Raw genomic sequence first — 15,911 nt, 5'->3', positions numbered from 1 at the left:
GCCATGGACCTCACACCGTCGCCGATCCCGGGTACGGGCACCGACCTGGCACCGTCACCGATCCCGGTCCCGGGCATGGACCTGACGCTGCTCTACCGCGGGCCGCTCTCCTCCTGCGACTTCGACTGTCCGTACTGCCCCTTCGCCAAGCGCCGGGACAGCCGGGAACAGCTGCGCGCGGACCGGGCCGCACTGGAGCGGTTCACCGGCTGGGCCACCGGGCAGACCGAGGACCGGCTGCGCATCCTCTTCACCCCGTGGGGCGAGGGCCTGGTCCGCTCCTGGTACCGGCGGGCGCTCGTCGAGCTGTCGCGGCTCCCGCACGTCGAGCGGGTGGCGATCCAGACCAATCTGAGCTGCCGGACCGAATGGCTGGCGGACGCGGACCCGGAGAGCGTGGCGCTCTGGTGCACGTACCACCCGGGGCAGACACCGTACGAGCGCTTCCTCGCCAAGTGCGGGGAGCTGGCGGAGCGGGGCATCCGCTTCAGTGTCGGCGTCGTCGGGCTCCCCGAGCACACGGAGCACGCCCGTCGGCTGCGGGCCGCGCTGCCGCCGCACGTCTACCTCTGGGTGAACGCGGCGGAGGGCCACTCGTACACCGACGCGGAGGCCGCGGGGTGGACGCGGATCGACCCGCTCTTCCCGTACAGCCGTCATCCGCACCGCTCGGCGGGGCTGCCCTGCCGGACCGGGGAGTCGGTGATCTCGGTGGACGGCGAGGGGACGGTACGGCGCTGCCATTTCGTCAAGGCCGAGCTGGGGAATCTGTACGACGGCTCGTACCGCGCCGCCCTGCGCCCCCGGGCCTGCCCCCTCGCCGTCTGCGACTGCCACATCGGCTACGTCCATCTGGAGACGCTGCCGCTGTACGACGTGTTCGCCGGCGGGATCCTGGAGCGGATCCCCGCCGGCGTGCACCCGCCTGCGGTCCCCGGAACTACAGGGGCATGAGGTCGGGGCGCTTCGCCTCGACGTGGTCGCCGGAGCTCTCGCCGCGCAGCCGGCGGCCGATCCAGGGCACGAGGTACTCCCTGGCCCAGTGGATGTCGTCGCGGCGCACCTCGAGCGTGCCGCGCGGGGGTACCGGCGGCCACGCCTGGTCCGGGTCGGCCGGCACCGGCATGCCGAGGACCTGGGCGGCGCGCAGGGCGACCCGGGTGTGGCCGTCGGACGAGAGGTGCAGCCGGTCGTCGTCCCAGGCGCGCCGGTCCTGCACGGACTTCAGGGACCAGAGGTCGAGGACCGGACAGCCGTAGCGGTCCGCGATGGCCCGGACGTGCCCGTTGTACGTGGCGATCTTGCCGCGCAGGTGCTTGAGGAGCGTGACGCCGCGCGTGTCGAAGCCGGTGGTCACCATGACGGTGCCGACGGCGGAGGTCAGTTCGGCGACGGCGCGCTCGAAGCGCTCGGCGACGTCGTCGGGGTCCGTGCCGGGGCGGATGATGTCGTTTCCGCCGGCGCAGAAGGTCACCAGGTCGGGGGCGAGTTCCTTCGCCCGGGGGACCTGTTCCGCCACGATCTGGTCGAGGAGGCGCCCGCGTACGGCCAGGTTGGCGTAGCGGAAGGCGTCGTGCTCCGGCAGCTGGTCGGCGAGCAGCACCGCGAAGCGGTCCGCCCAGCCCACGTACGTCCCGTCGGGCCCGGGGTCTCCGACGCCCTCGGTGAAGCTGTCACCGATCGCCGCGTACGACCCGAATGCGTTCTTGTCTCTTGATCTCGAATCGTCTGCCACGGGAGCACATCCTTCCCTTTCGGATGTGACCTACGCGACCGTAAGGAGGGGTTGACGCCGGGTGACATATGCCACCGATAAAGAATTTGCCAAGCCGGAATAGACGGGGAACACGCCGGAGGCCCGGCACGCGTGTGCCGGGCCTCCGAGTGACGACGGGGCGTCAGATGTTCACACCGTGCTGACGCAGGGCGGAGATCGGGTCGATGTCGGAGCCGTACTCCGGCCCGGTACGCATCTCGAAGTGCAGGTGCGGGCCGGTGACGTTGCCGGTCGCGCCGGAGAGGCCGATCTGCTCGCCGCCGCTCACGGTCTGGCCGGCGGAGACGGAGATCGAGGAGAGGTGGGCGTACTGCGAGAAGGTGCCGTCGGCGTGCTGGATGACGACCTGGTTGCCGTACGCGCCGCCGTCGCCGGCGGAGTAGACGGTGCCGGGGCCGACCGCGACGATCGTGGTGCCGGTGGAGGCCATGAAGTCGACACCGGTGTGGTAGCCGGAGGACCACATGGAGCCGGCGGCGCGGTACGGGGTGGACATGCCGCCGCTGACCGGGGCGACCCAGCCGGAGGAGGAGGTCGCGCCGGCCGAGGAAGAGGAGCCGGACGACTGCGTGCTCGCGGCCGGGGCGGCGGAACGCTCGCTGCTTCGGGAGGCGCGCGAGGTGTCGCCGTTCTTCGCGGAGTCGCTCGAAGAGGCCTTCGCGGAGCTCTTGGGAGCGGCGGCCTTGGGCGCGGCGGCCGGAGCGGTGCTCTTGGCGCCGAGGGTGAGCCTCATTCCGGGCAGGATGAGCGAGGGGTTCTCGCCGACGACCTGGCGGTTGTCCGCGTACAGCTTCTGCCAGCCACCGGTGAGGTGGTGCTCGGCGGCGATCTTCGACAGGTAGTCGCCCCGCACGACGGAGTACGTCTTCGGCGCGGCCTTGGCGGTGGTGGGCGCGGCCTCGGCGACGGCGGGGGCCTTCACCTGGGCGGCGGCGGTGACGGCCTGGCCGGGAGCGGCGGCCGGGGCGGCCTGCTCGGCGGCGTGGGCGCCGGTGGCACCGAGGAGCGGGAGGGCGACAACGGCGCCTCCCGTACCGGCGGCGACGATTCCGCGGGTCAGGGGGTTGCTCTTGGGACGGCGGTGCTTACCCTTCGCGGGCATGGCGAATTCCTCTCCGGCGCCTACGAGGTGAGCTGTCGGGTTCGGACTGGAGATGTCCGGCCGCGCTCTCACGCGGCTTCACCCCGAGCCGTCCTGCGTCGCGGGACCGGCGTACTTCCTGGGTCCCCCGCTCCTGCCACGCATGGGATGAGTGGAATTCCGGACGGTGGCAGGATTCGGCGGTCCGACCGGATTGACGGTGACGCTAGACGAGCCGGGTCGGCGCGAACAAGCCAATGATTTCTTCCGGCTTTCCCCGTACGGCCTTTCACCCGGAATTCCGGTCACCCTCCGTGGATGACGGACCTTCGATTTCCTTTTTCCGTACGGCAATTGCTCCGGCCCGTCGGCCACGATCCGTCACTTCTATGACCCTGCTCACGCGCCGGGTCTCATCTCGCCTGTAAACAGGGCGCGTTATACACAACGCCTCAAATTCGGACAGATCGCCCATTCCCGTCCAGGGGGGTGCGCCATCACGGCCTCACCTGGATGATTGCCCCTGGAACCGACCACGCGTCGGGTACCCGAACGTCGACCCCCAGGAGCATCCGTGACGCAGCAGCTGCCGCAGGTCCCGCCCACCGAAGCGAACGAACCCGAGCTGGCCGAGGTCCGCAACTTCCGGGACGTGGGCGGCCTGCCGACGACGGACGGGCGTGCCGTGCACCCCGGCCGCCTCTTCCGCAGCGGCCACCTCGCCCACGCCACCGAGGAGGACGTCGCCTTCCTCGACTCGCTCGGGCTGCACACCGTCTTCGACTTCCGGAACCTGGCCGACCGCAAGGTCGAGGGCCCGGACGTCGACCTTGCGGGTGTACGGAACGTGAACATACCGCTCAACGACCCGGCCGACGGCAAGGAGTTCTGGAAGCTCGTCCGCGACGGCGACATCGAGCAGCTGCGGGACATCCTCGGCGACGGCAAGGCCGCGACCCGAATGTCCGACTCGTACCGGAAAATGGTGGTCGAGCGGACCGGGGAGCACAGCCGGATCCTGCACTCCCTGGCGGAGGACAGCCTCCCCGCCCTGATGCACTGCGCGGCCGGCAAGGACCGCGCCGGGCTCTCCATCGCGATCACCCTGCTGGCCCTCGGGGTCGAGCGGGAGGCGATCGAGGCCGACTACGTGAAGTCGAACGACCCGCACCGCCGCTACAAGGTGCGCCGCAGCTCCACCGCCCCGGACGCGATGTCGCCCGAGGTGATGGAGCTGCTGAGCCCGCTGTTCGACGCGCGGGTGGAGTATCTGCGGGGCGCCTTCGAGACGATCGAGGCGACCTGGGGCTCGGTGGACACCTACCTCGCGGAGGGCCTGAAGCTCTCCCCGGAGACCCTCGCGCGCCTGCGGGAGCGCCTCCTCACGGAGGCGTGACCAGGACCTACTGGTTCTGCCCGCCCAGCATGAAGAGCAGGTAGAGGAAGCCGGCGAAGAGGTGCCCGGCGATCAGATAGGCGAAGAGGCGCAGGACGAGACCCTTGGGGAACTTGCCCTCGCCTCGCTCTTCGCCGGTGACAGGTCGTGACTTCTCGGACATCTCGGTCCTTTTCTGTCGAAGGAAGTACGCGGGATCAGCGCCGATGCGGAGTTCCGTCGCCGAGGCACAGCTCGGCCGCGGGACTCTGCATCAGGGTGTGGACGAAGAGCAGCTCGGCCCCGCCCGGGGTCGCCGCCCCGATCCGGTGCGGGGTCAGCGAGTCGAAGTGCGCGCTGTCCCCTGGATCGAGGATGTGCACGGCCTCGCCGAGTGCGAGCCGCACCCGGCCCTCCAGGACGTGGATCCACTCCTCACCCGGGTGGACGCGCACGATGTCGGCCCGGGTGGCGTACGGCACATGCACCCGCAGGCACTGCAGGGCGCGCCCGGCGCCGCCCAGCTGGCGGTAGATCCAGCCGTCGGCCTCGACGGGTTCGGAGCGGCCGGCCCGGACGACGGGGTCGCGCTCGGGCAGTGTCTCGCCGAGGAGCTCGGAGACCGTCGTACCGTAGATGCGGGCGAGGGCCAGCAGCATCGGAAGCGAGGGCTGCCGGTTCCCCGTCTCCAGACGCGAGAGGTGGGCGGGCGAGAGGCCGGCCCGCTGGGCGGCGGCTTCCAGGGTGAGTCCCCGACGGCGGCGCAGGGCCCGCAGCTGTGGGGCGACGTCGGGCAGGGCGCCGGACGTGGCAGGGTCGGCCAGGACGCCGGACGTGGCGGCGTCGGGCGGGACGCCCGGGGTGGCGGGGTCCGGGGAGGTTCCCCCGGGGACGTGGTCCATGCGTCCATTCCGCCAGGATCGTGCCTCTGAGGCAAGTTTCTTGCCTCCGAGGCAAAAACCCGGGGTCGTACGGGTCAGCGTTGCGCCACCGCCTGTTTGACCAGGGTCTTCCCGAAGTCCCACATCAGCCCGCCACCGCCGTGGGCCTCGTCCATGACCGCCGTGAAGGCGGTCACGAACCGGTCCACGTCCGCCTCGTCGATGACCAGCGGCGGGATCAGCTTGATCACCTCCAGATGGTCCCCGGAGACCTGGGTGAGGATCTGGTGCCGCTGGAGCAGCGGGACGACGACCATCTGGGCGAAGAGTCCCTTGCGGGCCGCCTGGAGCATCGTCCAGCGCCCGCGCAGCCCCAGGGAGGACGGCCTTCCGAACTCGATCCCGATCATCAGTCCGCGCCCGCGGATCTCGTGGAGCAGCTCGTACCGGGGCACGAGCTCCTTCAGCCGCCCGGAGAGCAGGTCGCCGATCCGGCGGGCGTGCGCGACCGTCCCCTCGTTCTCCATGACGGAGAGGACGGCGAGCCCGGCCGCCATGGCCTGCGCGTTGGACCCGAAACTCGCCGAGTGGACCAGGACCCGGTCCATCGACGAGTAGACCTTCTTGAAGATCCAGTCCTTGCCGAGGGTGGCGCCGACCGGCACGTAGCCGCCGGAGAGCGCCTTGGCGACACAGACCAGGTCGGGTTCGACGCCCTCCTCGTGCTGGTACGCGTAGAAGTCGCCGGTCCTGCCGAGGCCGGTCTGCACCTCGTCGGCGATGAGCAGGGCCCCGTGCCGGTGGAGCAGCTCCTGGGCGGCGCGCAGGAAGCCCGGCGGTGCCGCGTGGACGCCCTTGCCCTGGATGGGTTCGACGACGAAGGCGGCCACGTCGCCCTTGCGCAGCTCCCGCTCCAGGGCGTCGAGGTCGCCGAGCCCGATCGCCGTGTCGGGCAGCAGCGGGGCGAAGCCGTCCCGGAAGCCGTTCTCGCCGTTCACGGAGAGGGAGCCGGTGGTGAGCCCGTGGAAGGCGTGGGTGCAGTAGAGGACCCTCGGCCGCCCGGTGGCGTACCGGGCGAACTTGAGGGCGGTCTCCACGGCCTCCGTGCCGCTGTTGCCGAAGAAGACCCGGTCGAGGTGCGGGCTGTGGGCGAGCAGCCGCTCCGCGAGGAGTCCGGGCAGTGGCTGGCAGTCGAAGCGGGTGAGGTCGGCGAGCTGGGCGTCCAGGACGTCGTGGAGGGCCTGGCGGACGACGGGGTGGTGCCGTCCGAGGCCCATCACGCCGAAGCCGGCGAGCATGTCGAGGTGGTCGACCCCGTCGGCGTCCCAGAAATGGGCGCCCTCGGCCCGCTCGTACACCTTGTCGAAGCCGATGGTGTGGAGCATGCGCGGCAGCTGGTGGTTGAGGTAGCGGGCGTGCAGCTCGTACCGCTCGCCGCCGCGCTCGGCGAGCAGCGCCCGCAGGTCGAACTCCTCGCCGCTCATCGCCGCCCCGTCCTCACGCGTTGTTCCCGGAGACGGTCTCCCTGACCGCGCGCAGGGATTCCTTGAGGGAGCCCATGGTGGCGAGGACGGCGGTGGGCTCGTAGCCGCAGTGCGCCATGCAGTTGGCGCAGCGCGGGTCCTTGCCGCGGCCGTACTTGTCCCAGTCGGTGTCCTCGATGAGTTCGCGGTACGTCGGGACGTATCCGTCGCTCATGAGATAGCAGGGTCGCTGCCAGCCGAAGAGCGAGTAGTTCGGAATGGCCCAGGCGGTGCACGGGAAGTCCGCCTTTCCTTCCAGGAAGTCCAGGAAGAGCGGCGAGTGGTTGAGCCGCCAGCGGCGCCGGTTTCCGCCGGCGAAGGCCTTCTTGAAGAGTTCGCGGGTCTGCTCGACGCCGAGGAAGTGCTCCTGGTCTGGGGCCTTCTCGTACGCGTACGCGGGCGAGATCATCATCTCGTCGACCTGGAGGTCGTCGTTGAGGAAATTGAGGACCTCGATGATGGTCTGCGGGGTGTCGGTGTTGAAGAACGTCGAATTGGTGGTGACGCGGAATCCGCGCCGCTTGGCCTCCTTGATGGCCGCCACCGCCTCGTCGAACACGCCTTCCTTGGCGACGGATTCGTCGTGCCGCTCGCGCAGGCCGTCGATGTGCACGGCGAAGGCGAAGTACGGCGAGGGCGTGAAGTTCTCCAGCTTCTTGCGCAGCAGCATCGCGTTGGTGCAGAGGAACACGTACTTCCTCTTGGCCACCAGCTGGCGCACGATCTCGTCGATCTGAGGGTGCATCAGGGGCTCGCCGCCCGCGATGGACACCATGGGGGCGCCGGACTCGAGGACGGCGCCGACCGCCTGGGCGACCGGCATGCGCTGCTTGAGGACACCTGCCGGGTGCTGGATCTTTCCGCAGCCCTCGCACTTGAGGTTGCAGGCGAACAGCGGCTCCAGTTCGACGATCAGCGGGAACTTCTCACGCTTGCGGAGCTTCTGTTCGAAGAGGTAGGTCCCGACCCGGATGGACTGACGGAGCGGCATGGCCATAACTCGCTCACCTCCTGGGGAGCAGCAAAGAACGGTGCCATTCGAAGAATGCGGGAAGGACGGCACGAAGAACGCGGAAGGCCGATATTCCCCCGCGTACCGTGCCGATCCGGACCAGTTCATGTTCTGGAGCGTCCACGACCACCCGGACGGCCGCAACCGGGCGGGCGTAGGGCCCGTCCCCGAGCGCTCCGGCGGCCCGGGCCGTCCGCAGGGTCGCCGCGGACTCCATGTCGACGGCGATGGCGCCGGTGGCCCGCAGCGCGGCCCGCTCGGGACCGCGCACGACGTGGTCGGATCCGGTCAGCGGACCGGTGTGGACGGCCCGCCCGGGCAGGGCCCTGACCAGGGCCTTCACCAGGAGCTCGGTCCCGGCGCAGGAGATCCTGCCGTCGGGGCCGCGGGTCTCGTCGGCGACGATCAGATCCCCCGGGTGCATGCCGGGCGAGAGCCCGGCACAGAAGCCGGAGGCGATGACGGCGGCGTCCTGCCACCCCTGCTCGCCGAGGGCCCGGGAGACGGCCCTGCGGGCCCGGTCCGGCCCCATGCCCGTACGGAGCACCGTGACGGGCCCGGGGGCCCCGGCGCGGTCCCCGGTGCGCAGGGCGAGCTGCTCGATGCCGAGGGCGCAGGCGATCAGCAGCGGCGGTGGGGCGCCGGGGCCCGGCTCGCGCCCCATCAGCGGCCCTTGCCGGGCGAGGGCTCCCCGTACACGTAGCGTCCCAGCGCCGTGAGGGGGAAGACCTGACGGTAGAGGTGGTAGTTGATGGAGAAGTCCCAGGGGAAGCCGGTACCGGTGAAGTAGGGCTCGTCCCAGGAGCCGTCCTCGCGCTGGGTCTCGGCCAGCCAGGCGACGCCCCGCCGGACGGGTCCGGAGTCGCGCTCGCCGGCCGCGAGGAGGGCGATCAGTGCCCATGCGGTCTGCGAGGCGGTGGAGGCGCCGCGCCCGATCCACTCGTCGTCCTGGTAGGAGCGGAGGTCCTCGCCCCAGCCGCCGTCCTCGTTCTGCACGGCCCCGAGCCAGCCGACGGCCCGGCGGATCGCCGGATGGGAGACGGGCAGCCCGGCGGCGGTGAGCGCGGGGAGCACCGAGCCCGTGCCGTACACGAGGTTGACACCCCAGCGGCCGAACCAGGCGCCGTTCGACTCCTGGTTCGCGAGCAGCCATTCGATTCCCCTGCCGGTACGGGGGTCCTTGGCCAGCCCCTCGAAGGCGAGCATCTCCACCACATGGGCGGTCACGTCGGCGGAGGGCGGGTCGATCACCTCGCCGAAGTCGCAGAACGGGAGCTTGTTGGGGAGGACGCTGGTGTTGTCGGCGTCGAAGGCTCCCCAGGCGCCGCCCCGCGACTGCATGCCGAGCGTCCAGCGCGCGCCCCGGGCGACGGCCGCCTCCACCCGCGCGGGGTCGGGGTGGCTGACCCGGCGGAGGGCGAGGAGCACCTCGGCGGTGTCGTCGATGTCGGGGTAGTTGTCGTTGTGGAACTCGAACGCCCAGCCGCCCGGGGGCAGTCCGGGCCGTCGTACGGCCCAGTCCCCGGTCCGGGTGATCTCCTCGTCAAGCATCCAGTCCACGGCCTTCACCAGGGCCGGGTGGTCGGGGTCGAGCCCCGCGTCGGCGAGCGCGATCGTGGCGAGACAGGTGTCCCAGACGGGCGACTGGCAGGCCTCGATCATCCGCGAGCCGTCCTCGCGCCACACGGCGAACCGGTCGAGCGATTCCAGTCCGGCGCGCATGACGGGGTGCTGGAGGTCGTAGCCGAGGAGGTGGAGGGCGATGACCGAGTAGACGGCGGGTGGCTGGATGCCGCCCCAGCAGCCGTCGTTCTCCTGGCGCTCGACGATCCACCGCGCGGCGAGGTTCATGGCGGTCCTGCGCAGGGCGCGCGGCGCCACCCGGTGGTAGACGTGCAGGGCCTTGTCGAGCCGCTGGAAGAGCCCGTCCCAGCCGGTGGCCGGGGCGAGCGGCCGGGCCGGGTTCGGCCGGGCCGGGTCGGTGTGCAGCTCGTCGAGCGGGAAGGGTGCGGGGCGGACCGGGCGCTTCGCGGAGACCACGGTGAGCGGCACGATGGTCTGCCGGGCCCAGCAGCCGAAGTCGTAGATGTTGAGGGGGAACCACTTGGGCAGGAAGAGCAGTTCCGGTGGCAGCTCGGGCAGGTCCTCCCAGCGCCACCAGCCGAAGAGGGCGAGCCAGATCCGGGTGAAGACCCGGGCGGCGGCGATGCCGCCCCTGGCGCGGACCCAGGCGGCGGCCCGGGCCATGTGCGGGGCCTCGGGCAGGTCTCCGGCGAGCCGGAGGGCCACATAGGCCTCGACGGTGGCGGAGAGCTCGCCGGGGCCGCCGTAGAAGGTGGCCCAGGCGCCGTCCTCGCGCTGTTGGCGGCGGATGTGGAGGGCCGCGGCGCGCGTGGTGTCGGCGTCGAGGATGCCCAGGAACTGGCGGAGGAGGAGGTCCTCGGCGTCCATGGTGACGTTGGTCTCCAGGTCGCCCTTCCACCAGCCCTCGGGGTCCTGTCGGGCGAGCAGATGCCCGACGGCCCGTTCCGCCGCCCGCGCGGCGGCCTCGTCGAGGCCGGACGCGCCGGGCGCGATGGTCCCGTCGAGCCCCGACGCGGCGGCACCACCACGTCGGGGCTCGTTCGTCGTGCTGGCCGCGGCTGCCCGGGGGCCCACGGCCCCGGCGCTTCCGTCGGTCGTCGCTGTCATGGCTTCCCCTTTGCGCAGTCGGCTACTTCTGCTTCTACGGGTCTGCCGTCGGCCGGCGCCGCGTGGCACCGGCCGGCGACCGCGAACTCATATCAGGGTGATGGTGATCATCTCTTCCGTACGACGACGAAGTCGGCCAGCGCGGTGAGCTGCGCCCGCACGTGGGCGGGCATGTCCACCTCGTCGAGGGCCTCGATCGCGATCGCGTGCTGGCGGCGGGCCTCCTGGGAGGTCCACTCGCGTCCTCCGGCCTCCTCGATGAGGGCCGCGCGGGTGGCGAACTCCTCCTCGGAGAAGGTGTCGAAGTCGTTGGACTTGGCGTCCGCGGCAAGCAGTTCGCCGAGCCGCTCGGAGGCCTCGCCGCCGGCGGCGAGGGCGGCGACGACCGGCAGGGACTTCTTGCGCTGGCGCAGGTCGCTCCAGGTCTGCTTGCCGGTGGCCTCCGGGTCGCCCCAGATGCCGAGCAGGTCGTCGACGGCCTGGAAGGCGAGCCCGAGGTGGTACCCGTACTCCTCCAGTTTGTCGGCGGTGCGGTCGTCGGCCCCGCCGAGGACGGCACCGATGGAGACGGCGCAGGCGAGCAGGGCGCCCGTCTTGTTGCCCTCCATCTCCAGGCACTCCTCGACGGTGACCCGCTCGCGGTGCTCGTAGGAGATGTCCTGGGCCTGGCCGTCGATGAGCTTGCGGCTGGCGGTGGTGAGCCGGCGGGTCGCCCGGCCGGCCTCCACCGTGCCGAGCTCCAGCAGGATCTCGTTGGCCAGGGCGAACAGTGCGTCGCCGACCAGGATGGCCTGCGCGGGTCCGTGCACCTTCCACACGGTGTCGCGGTGGCGGCGCTGCTCGTCCCCGTCCATCAGGTCGTCGTGCAGCAGCGAGAAGTTGTGGACGAGCTCCACGGCGACGGCGCCGGGGATCCCGACCTCGGGGGCGACACCCGCGGCCTCGGCCGACAGCAGGGCGAGCGCGGGGCGGACGGCCTTGCCGCTGTCCCCCTCCGTGGGGTTGCCCTGCGCGTCGATCCAGCCGAAGTGGTAGGCGGCCACGGTGTCCATGGGCGGCGCGAGGCGGTCGACGGCCGCCCGCAGTACGGGGGTGGACAGGGTCCGCCCCCGCTCCAGCAGTGCGGACACGTCCGCGGTGTCGACGGCCGGATTACCCGGCGGCACAGTCGGCACGGTCTCTCCTCTTGTTCCGGTACTCACACTCATGCCGCCTCCTGCAGCGGATGGTCATGGCGGCGGCCGAGGGCGGAGAGCGCTGCGCCGGCGGCGCTGAAACCACTGCGGACCGCACCCTCCATGGTCGCGGGCCAGCCGGTGGCGGTCCAGGCCCCGGCCAGGTAGAGCCCCGGTGCCTGGGTGCGGGCGCCGGGGCGGAGCCGGCCGACGCCCGGGGTGGGGGCGAACGTGGCCGTCCGCTCCCTGGTGACGAAGAAGTCGCGGATCCCGGCGCCGCGGGCGGCGGGCAGCAGCCGCTCCAGCTCGGGGAGGTACTTCGCGCGGAGGGCGGCGACGGGTTCGTCGATCTCGTCCTGGGCGGCGGACTGGGAGACGGCGAGGTACTGGCCGCCGCCGGTGAGTCCGGAGGAGTCGGTGCGGTCGAAGACCCACTGCACCGGGGAGCCGAGGGTGGTGAAGAACGGCCGCTTGAGCACCTTGCGGTCGTAGACCACGTGCAGGTTGAGGATGGGCGCGGTGGCGATGTCGAGGAGCCGGTCGGGGTCGTCGAGGGCGCCCTCGGGCAGCAGGCCGTGGGTCTCGGTCTGCGGTACGGCGAGGACGACGGCGTCCGCGACGAGGGTCTCGCCGGGTACGTCGACGGCCCAACGCCCGTCGTCGGTACGGGAGATCCGCTCGGCCTTGGTACGGAGCGCGGTGCGGACCCCGAGGGCGTCGAGCTCCTTCGCGGCCCGGGTGTCGTGGAGTTCGCCGAGCGGGACGTGGGCCCAGCCGATGTCGGCGGCGCCGGGCTCGGAGAGCAGACCGGTTTTGAAGACCATCGCGGCGAGCCCCATGGAGGCCTGCGGGGCGGGGGCGTTGAGGGTGGGGATGCCGACGAGGTCCCAGAGGGCGTCGACGGTCCGCGGGGACTGTCCGTGCCGGCCGAGCCAGGTGGCGAAGTCGATGCCGTCGAGCGCCGGGTCGGCGGGGTCGAGCTTCTTCAGGGCGAGCGCGGCCCGGCCGACGGAGGCCCGCTCCGCGAGGGAGAGGTGCGGGTACGTGGCGAGGCTGCGCGCCAGGTGCAGCGGTACCGGGAGGTTGTCGCGGCGGATCCGGCCGAGCCGGGGCCCGCGCGGGTGCCCGACGTCGAGGACGGGGACGTCGAGACGGTCCTGGAGCGGGGCGAGCCGGGCGGCGTCGACCCGGTCGAGGAACCAGCGGTAGGCGGTGCAGCAGCGCAGATAGACGTGCTGGCCGTTGTCGACGGTGAGGTCGCCCCGGCGGAAGGAGAAGACGAGGCCGCCGAGCCGGGGCCGGCCTTCGAGGAGGGTGACGGCCACGCCGGCGTCGGCGAGCTGGAGCGCGGCGGTGATCCCGGCGAGCCCTCCGCCGACGACGACGGCGTGGGGCTGCCGGGTGTGCTGCCCGGTTCCTTCGTGGGTCACGCGGCCTCCGTTCGGGTCGTCGCGGGCAGGGACGCCGGGACGGTGTCCGGGGTTGCCCGGCGGGCGGGGGCGTACGGGAGCATCAGGCGCGCCTCCTGACGGTGCGGCGGGCGATGGTGCGGGTGTCGAGGCCGGAGAGACCGCGCACCGCGACGTACGCCTTCTCGCGGCCCGGCAGCGAGACGCGGCCGCGCAGTACGGCCTCGGGGTCGCGTTCGATCCGGTCGAGGAGGCGGCGGTAGATGCCCGCCATGGCGGCGACGCAGGCGCCGCTGCGCCGGTCGAGCATGGGCAGCAGCCGGTAGCCCTCGGCGAACAGGGCGCGGGCGCGGCGCACTTCGAAGTGGACGAGCCCGGCGAAGTCGGAGCCGGCGGGCGGCGTCTCGCTGCCGAACCCCTCGCCGCAGCCGAACTTGGCGAGGTCGTCGGCGGGCAGATAGGTCCGCCCGTTCCCGGCGTCCTCTCGTACGTCCCTGAGGATGTTGGTGAGTTGGAGCGCGAGGCCCAGGGTGTCGGCGTACTCGGGGGCGCGGTCGGCGCCCGGGGCGCCGGGCTGGGTACCGAAGACGCCGAGGGAGAGCCTGCCGATGGCCCCGGCGACGCAGCGGCAGTAGACCTTGAGGTCGTCCCAGGTCTCGTAGGTCGCGCCGTGCACGTCCATGAGGACGCCGTCGATGAGTTCGTCGAGGCCGCCGAGCGGGATCGGGAAGCGGCGGGCCGAGTCGGCGAGGGCGACCGCGACGGGGTCGGTGTCGTCCTCGTCGATCCCGCCGGCGCGGATCCGGTCGAGCAGGGCGCGGGTGGCCTCCAGGCGTTCCCGCTTGGCCTCGGGCGCGAGGGTGCCGTCGCCGATGTCGTCGACGCGCCGGGAGAACGCGTACAGCGCGGACATCGCCTGGCGCTTCTCGGTCGGCAGCAGCCGGATTCCGTAGGCGAAGTTCCGCGCCTGTTGTCCGGTGACCGCCTCGCAGTAGCTGTAGGCGGCTTGTACCGGTGCGGACGGCTGGGGCTGTGCCTCCACGGTCGCGCTCACCCCTCTCTCCGCGCCCGGAGCAGAACCGCTCCTGCCTGGCGCATCAGGCTCGGCTTGGTGGACTTGGGCGGGCCGGTCAGCACGTCGAATCCGGCGTCGGTGATCGCGTCGAGCGCCGCGAGTCCCCCGGCGGTGAAGCCCGCCAGGAGGAGCCGGAGCCGCCCGTGGACGCTGCCGACGAGCGGGGTGCCCGCGTGGAGCAGGTCGCGGGCCCGCTCGGCCTCGAAGGCGATCAGGGCGCGGACGGAGGCGCCGGCGGTGGGCTCGGCCAGGTCTCTCTCGGTGACGTGGAACTGCCGGAGGTCCTCGGCGGGAAGGTAGATGCGGTCGTTGCCGAGGTCCTCGGCGACGTCCTGGAGGTGCTCGACGATCTGGAGGGCGGTGCAGATCTCGTCGGAGCGCCGGATCCGCTCGGGGGTGTCGGTGCCGGTGATCGCGAGGACGAGCCGGCCGACGGGGTTGGCGGACAGCTCGCAGTACGCGAGGAGGTCGTCGTACGTCTCGTAGCGGCTGACCTGCTGGTCCTGGCGGTTGGCGGCGATCAGGCCGAGGAAGGGCTCGGGGGTGAGCCCGCACCGGCGCACGGTCGGCTGGAGCCCCTGGAGGAGCGGGTGGCGGGGGGTGCCGTCGAAGACGCGGCGGAGGTCGGCCTCGAAGGCGTCGAGGAAGGCGAGCCGGTCCCGCGCCGTCTCGGGGTCGAGGCCGAGGTGGCGGGCGTCGGCGCCGCCGGGCGCGAGGTCGCCGTCTCCGATGTCGTCGACGAGGCGGGCGAAGCCGTAGACCGCCATCAGGTCGTCACGCCAGGCCCGGGGCAGGAAGAAGGGGGCCACGGGGAAGTTCTCGTCCGCGGCCTTGCCGAGGGTGGCGCGCGAGGAGGCGTCGGTGCGCGCCTGCCGGGTTTCCGTCACAGGTCACTGCCCGACGGAGGGACGGCGAGACCCTCGTGGAGCTGGAGATTCTGCGTCATGGCCGTCACGTCTCCCGTTCTACACTGCCGAGTCAATCCATCCTATTTCGGACACGCCGCCGACCCCTGCCCGTAGAGCCGCCCCCTGGTGGCCCGATGGCCGTGGGGTATCGCCCTACTTGCCGCGAAACAGACCGGTCCAGCTTACGTTGTACGACGGCCGTCGCCATTCCGGGGTGCCCGGCGCCCCGGACCTCACCCGTACGAGTCGTCAACCCTCCCGCACCGCAAGGGAGTTCGGCTCCGTACGGAGGTCAGAGGGCGCGCGTTCCGGAGACGACCATGGCGAGGGTGGTCTCGACGACGGCGTTCCTGCGCTGCGCGGGAAGGCGCCGAAGAGGCCCGTCGAGCAGGAGAAGTGACAGTCCATGCACGGCCGACCACGCTGCGGCACCGGCGGCCGGTCGGACGGCCGGGCGCGGGGTGCCGACGCGGGCGAGGGCCTCAAGGGCTTCCCGGAGCAGGGTGAACGCGCGGATCTCGGCCTCGGGCACCTGCTGCCCGGGGGTCAGCTCGTCGGGCTCGGCCGGGCGGGGCACGCAGAACGCGGCCCGGTAGAGGCCGGGCTGGTCGACGGCGAAGCCGACGTACCCCCGACAGAGGGCGGCGAGCCGGCGCTCCGCCGCGAGGGCGGGGTCGTCGGCGCCGGGCTCGCGGCCCGCGGCCCGTTCCATGGCGTCGGCGAGCATGCGCTGGGCGTGGCTCCTGACGGTACGGAGGAGTTCGCCCCGGCCGTCGAAGTGCCGGTAGGCGGCGGTGGGCGAGACGCCGACCCGGCGGGCCGCCTCGCGCAGGACGACCCGTTCGGGGCCGCCCTCGGTGGCCAGGTCGACGGCGGCGCAGATCAGCGCGTTGCGCAGATCGCCGTGGTGATAGGTCTTTCCCCCCGAGATCGCTGCCATGGGCTCATCCTGCCCGATGTTGCCAGCATGAACATTCCAGGTGGCGGCGCGACGCGCGGAAAAC

15 protein-coding genes and 1 riboswitch are annotated in these 15,911 nt (G+C 72.1%); of the genes, 2 read left to right on the top strand and 13 right to left on the bottom strand.

What is annotated here, in order from left to right; genetic code table 11:
• The first annotated feature begins 75 nt into the window (after positions 1 to 75).
• Complete coding sequence (locus OG462_RS35565) at positions 76 to 954, top strand: STM4011 family radical SAM protein (RefSeq protein WP_406066846.1); 879 nt, start codon at positions 76 to 78, stop codon at positions 952 to 954.
• Here OG462_RS35565 and OG462_RS35560 read toward each other — a convergent pair.
• Both OG462_RS35560 and OG462_RS35555 read right to left on the bottom strand, forming a co-directional pair.
• Positions 941 to 1,735 carry an SGNH/GDSL hydrolase family protein gene (locus OG462_RS35560; RefSeq protein WP_406064167.1) on the bottom strand — a complete coding sequence of 265 codons (795 nt, stop codon included), beginning with the start codon at positions 1,733 to 1,735 and terminating at the stop codon, positions 941 to 943. The genes OG462_RS35565 and OG462_RS35560 overlap by 14 nt on opposite strands.
• 163 nt (positions 1,736 to 1,898) lie before the next feature.
• Positions 1,899 to 2,879, bottom strand: coding sequence for a peptidoglycan DD-metalloendopeptidase family protein (locus OG462_RS35555; protein WP_406064165.1), 981 nt, complete (start codon positions 2,877 to 2,879; stop codon positions 1,899 to 1,901).
• A gap of 4 nt (positions 2,880 to 2,883) precedes the next feature.
• Positions 2,884 to 3,071: riboswitch (cyclic di-AMP (ydaO/yuaA leader) on the bottom strand.
• Positions 3,072 to 3,432: 361 nt separating this feature from the next.
• Here OG462_RS35555 and OG462_RS35550 point away from each other — a divergent pair.
• Positions 3,433 to 4,254 (top strand): tyrosine-protein phosphatase, encoded by an 822-nt coding sequence (locus OG462_RS35550; RefSeq protein ID WP_406064163.1) that lies wholly within the window; start codon positions 3,433 to 3,435, stop codon positions 4,252 to 4,254.
• Between the two features lie 7 nt (positions 4,255 to 4,261).
• On the opposite strand, the gene OG462_RS35545 is transcribed toward OG462_RS35550, so the two are convergent.
• From OG462_RS35545 to OG462_RS35495, 11 genes are all read right to left on the bottom strand, one after another.
• Positions 4,262 to 4,417: a DUF6126 family protein gene (locus OG462_RS35545; RefSeq protein WP_015037637.1), complete on the bottom strand. Its 156-nt coding sequence runs from the start codon at positions 4,415 to 4,417 to the stop codon at positions 4,262 to 4,264.
• 34 nt (positions 4,418 to 4,451) lie between these two features.
• Positions 4,452 to 5,135, bottom strand: a complete 684-nt coding sequence (locus OG462_RS35540) for a helix-turn-helix domain-containing protein (RefSeq protein ID WP_406064161.1) — start codon at positions 5,133 to 5,135, stop codon at positions 4,452 to 4,454.
• A 74-nt stretch (positions 5,136 to 5,209) separates the two neighbouring features.
• A complete protein-coding gene (locus OG462_RS35535) occupies positions 5,210 to 6,598 on the bottom strand; it encodes an aspartate aminotransferase family protein (RefSeq protein ID WP_406064159.1) in 1,389 nt (462 codons plus the stop codon).
• 13 nt (positions 6,599 to 6,611) lie between these two features.
• Positions 6,612 to 7,634, bottom strand: a complete 1,023-nt coding sequence (gene hpnH, locus OG462_RS35530; RefSeq protein WP_397996532.1) for an adenosyl-hopene transferase HpnH — start codon at positions 7,632 to 7,634, stop codon at positions 6,612 to 6,614.
• Between the two features lie 7 nt (positions 7,635 to 7,641).
• Positions 7,642 to 8,313 carry a 1-hydroxy-2-methyl-2-butenyl 4-diphosphate reductase gene (locus tag OG462_RS35525; protein ID WP_406064157.1) on the bottom strand — a complete coding sequence of 224 codons (672 nt, stop codon included), beginning with the start codon at positions 8,311 to 8,313 and terminating at the stop codon, positions 7,642 to 7,644.
• Positions 8,313 to 10,340 carry a squalene--hopene cyclase gene (shc, locus tag OG462_RS35520; RefSeq protein WP_406064155.1) on the bottom strand — a complete coding sequence of 676 codons (2,028 nt, stop codon included), beginning with the start codon at positions 10,338 to 10,340 and terminating at the stop codon, positions 8,313 to 8,315. Before shc ends, OG462_RS35525 begins: the two co-directional genes overlap by 1 nt.
• A 107-nt stretch (positions 10,341 to 10,447) precedes the next feature.
• The gene (locus OG462_RS35515; RefSeq protein ID WP_406064153.1) at positions 10,448 to 11,548 is read right to left on the bottom strand and encodes a polyprenyl synthetase family protein; all 1,101 of its coding nucleotides are present in this window, start codon (positions 11,546 to 11,548) and stop codon (positions 10,448 to 10,450) included.
• Entirely contained in the window at positions 11,545 to 12,945 is a 1,401-nt protein-coding gene (gene hpnE / locus OG462_RS35510; RefSeq protein ID WP_406064151.1) for a hydroxysqualene dehydroxylase HpnE, read from the bottom strand. The genes OG462_RS35515 and hpnE overlap by 4 nt, the downstream gene beginning before the upstream one ends.
• An 82-nt stretch (positions 12,946 to 13,027) precedes the next feature.
• Complete coding sequence (hpnD, locus tag OG462_RS35505) at positions 13,028 to 13,978, bottom strand: presqualene diphosphate synthase HpnD (protein WP_406064149.1); 951 nt, start codon at positions 13,976 to 13,978, stop codon at positions 13,028 to 13,030.
• Positions 13,975 to 14,886: a squalene synthase HpnC gene (gene hpnC, locus OG462_RS35500; RefSeq protein ID WP_406064148.1), complete on the bottom strand. Its 912-nt coding sequence runs from the start codon at positions 14,884 to 14,886 to the stop codon at positions 13,975 to 13,977. Before hpnC ends, hpnD begins: the two co-directional genes overlap by 4 nt.
• A 313-nt stretch (positions 14,887 to 15,199) precedes the next feature.
• Complete coding sequence (locus OG462_RS35495; protein WP_406064146.1) at positions 15,200 to 15,847, bottom strand: TetR/AcrR family transcriptional regulator; 648 nt, start codon at positions 15,845 to 15,847, stop codon at positions 15,200 to 15,202.
• Positions 15,848 to 15,911 lie beyond the last annotated feature (64 nt).

Origin of the sequence: Streptomyces sp. NBC_01077 (genome assembly GCF_045162855.1) — a bacterium.
Lineage (GTDB): Bacteria > Actinomycetota > Actinomycetes > Streptomycetales > Streptomycetaceae > Streptomyces.
Note: the sequence above shows the minus strand (reverse complement) of the source record. Positions and strands in the feature narration are given on the sequence as shown.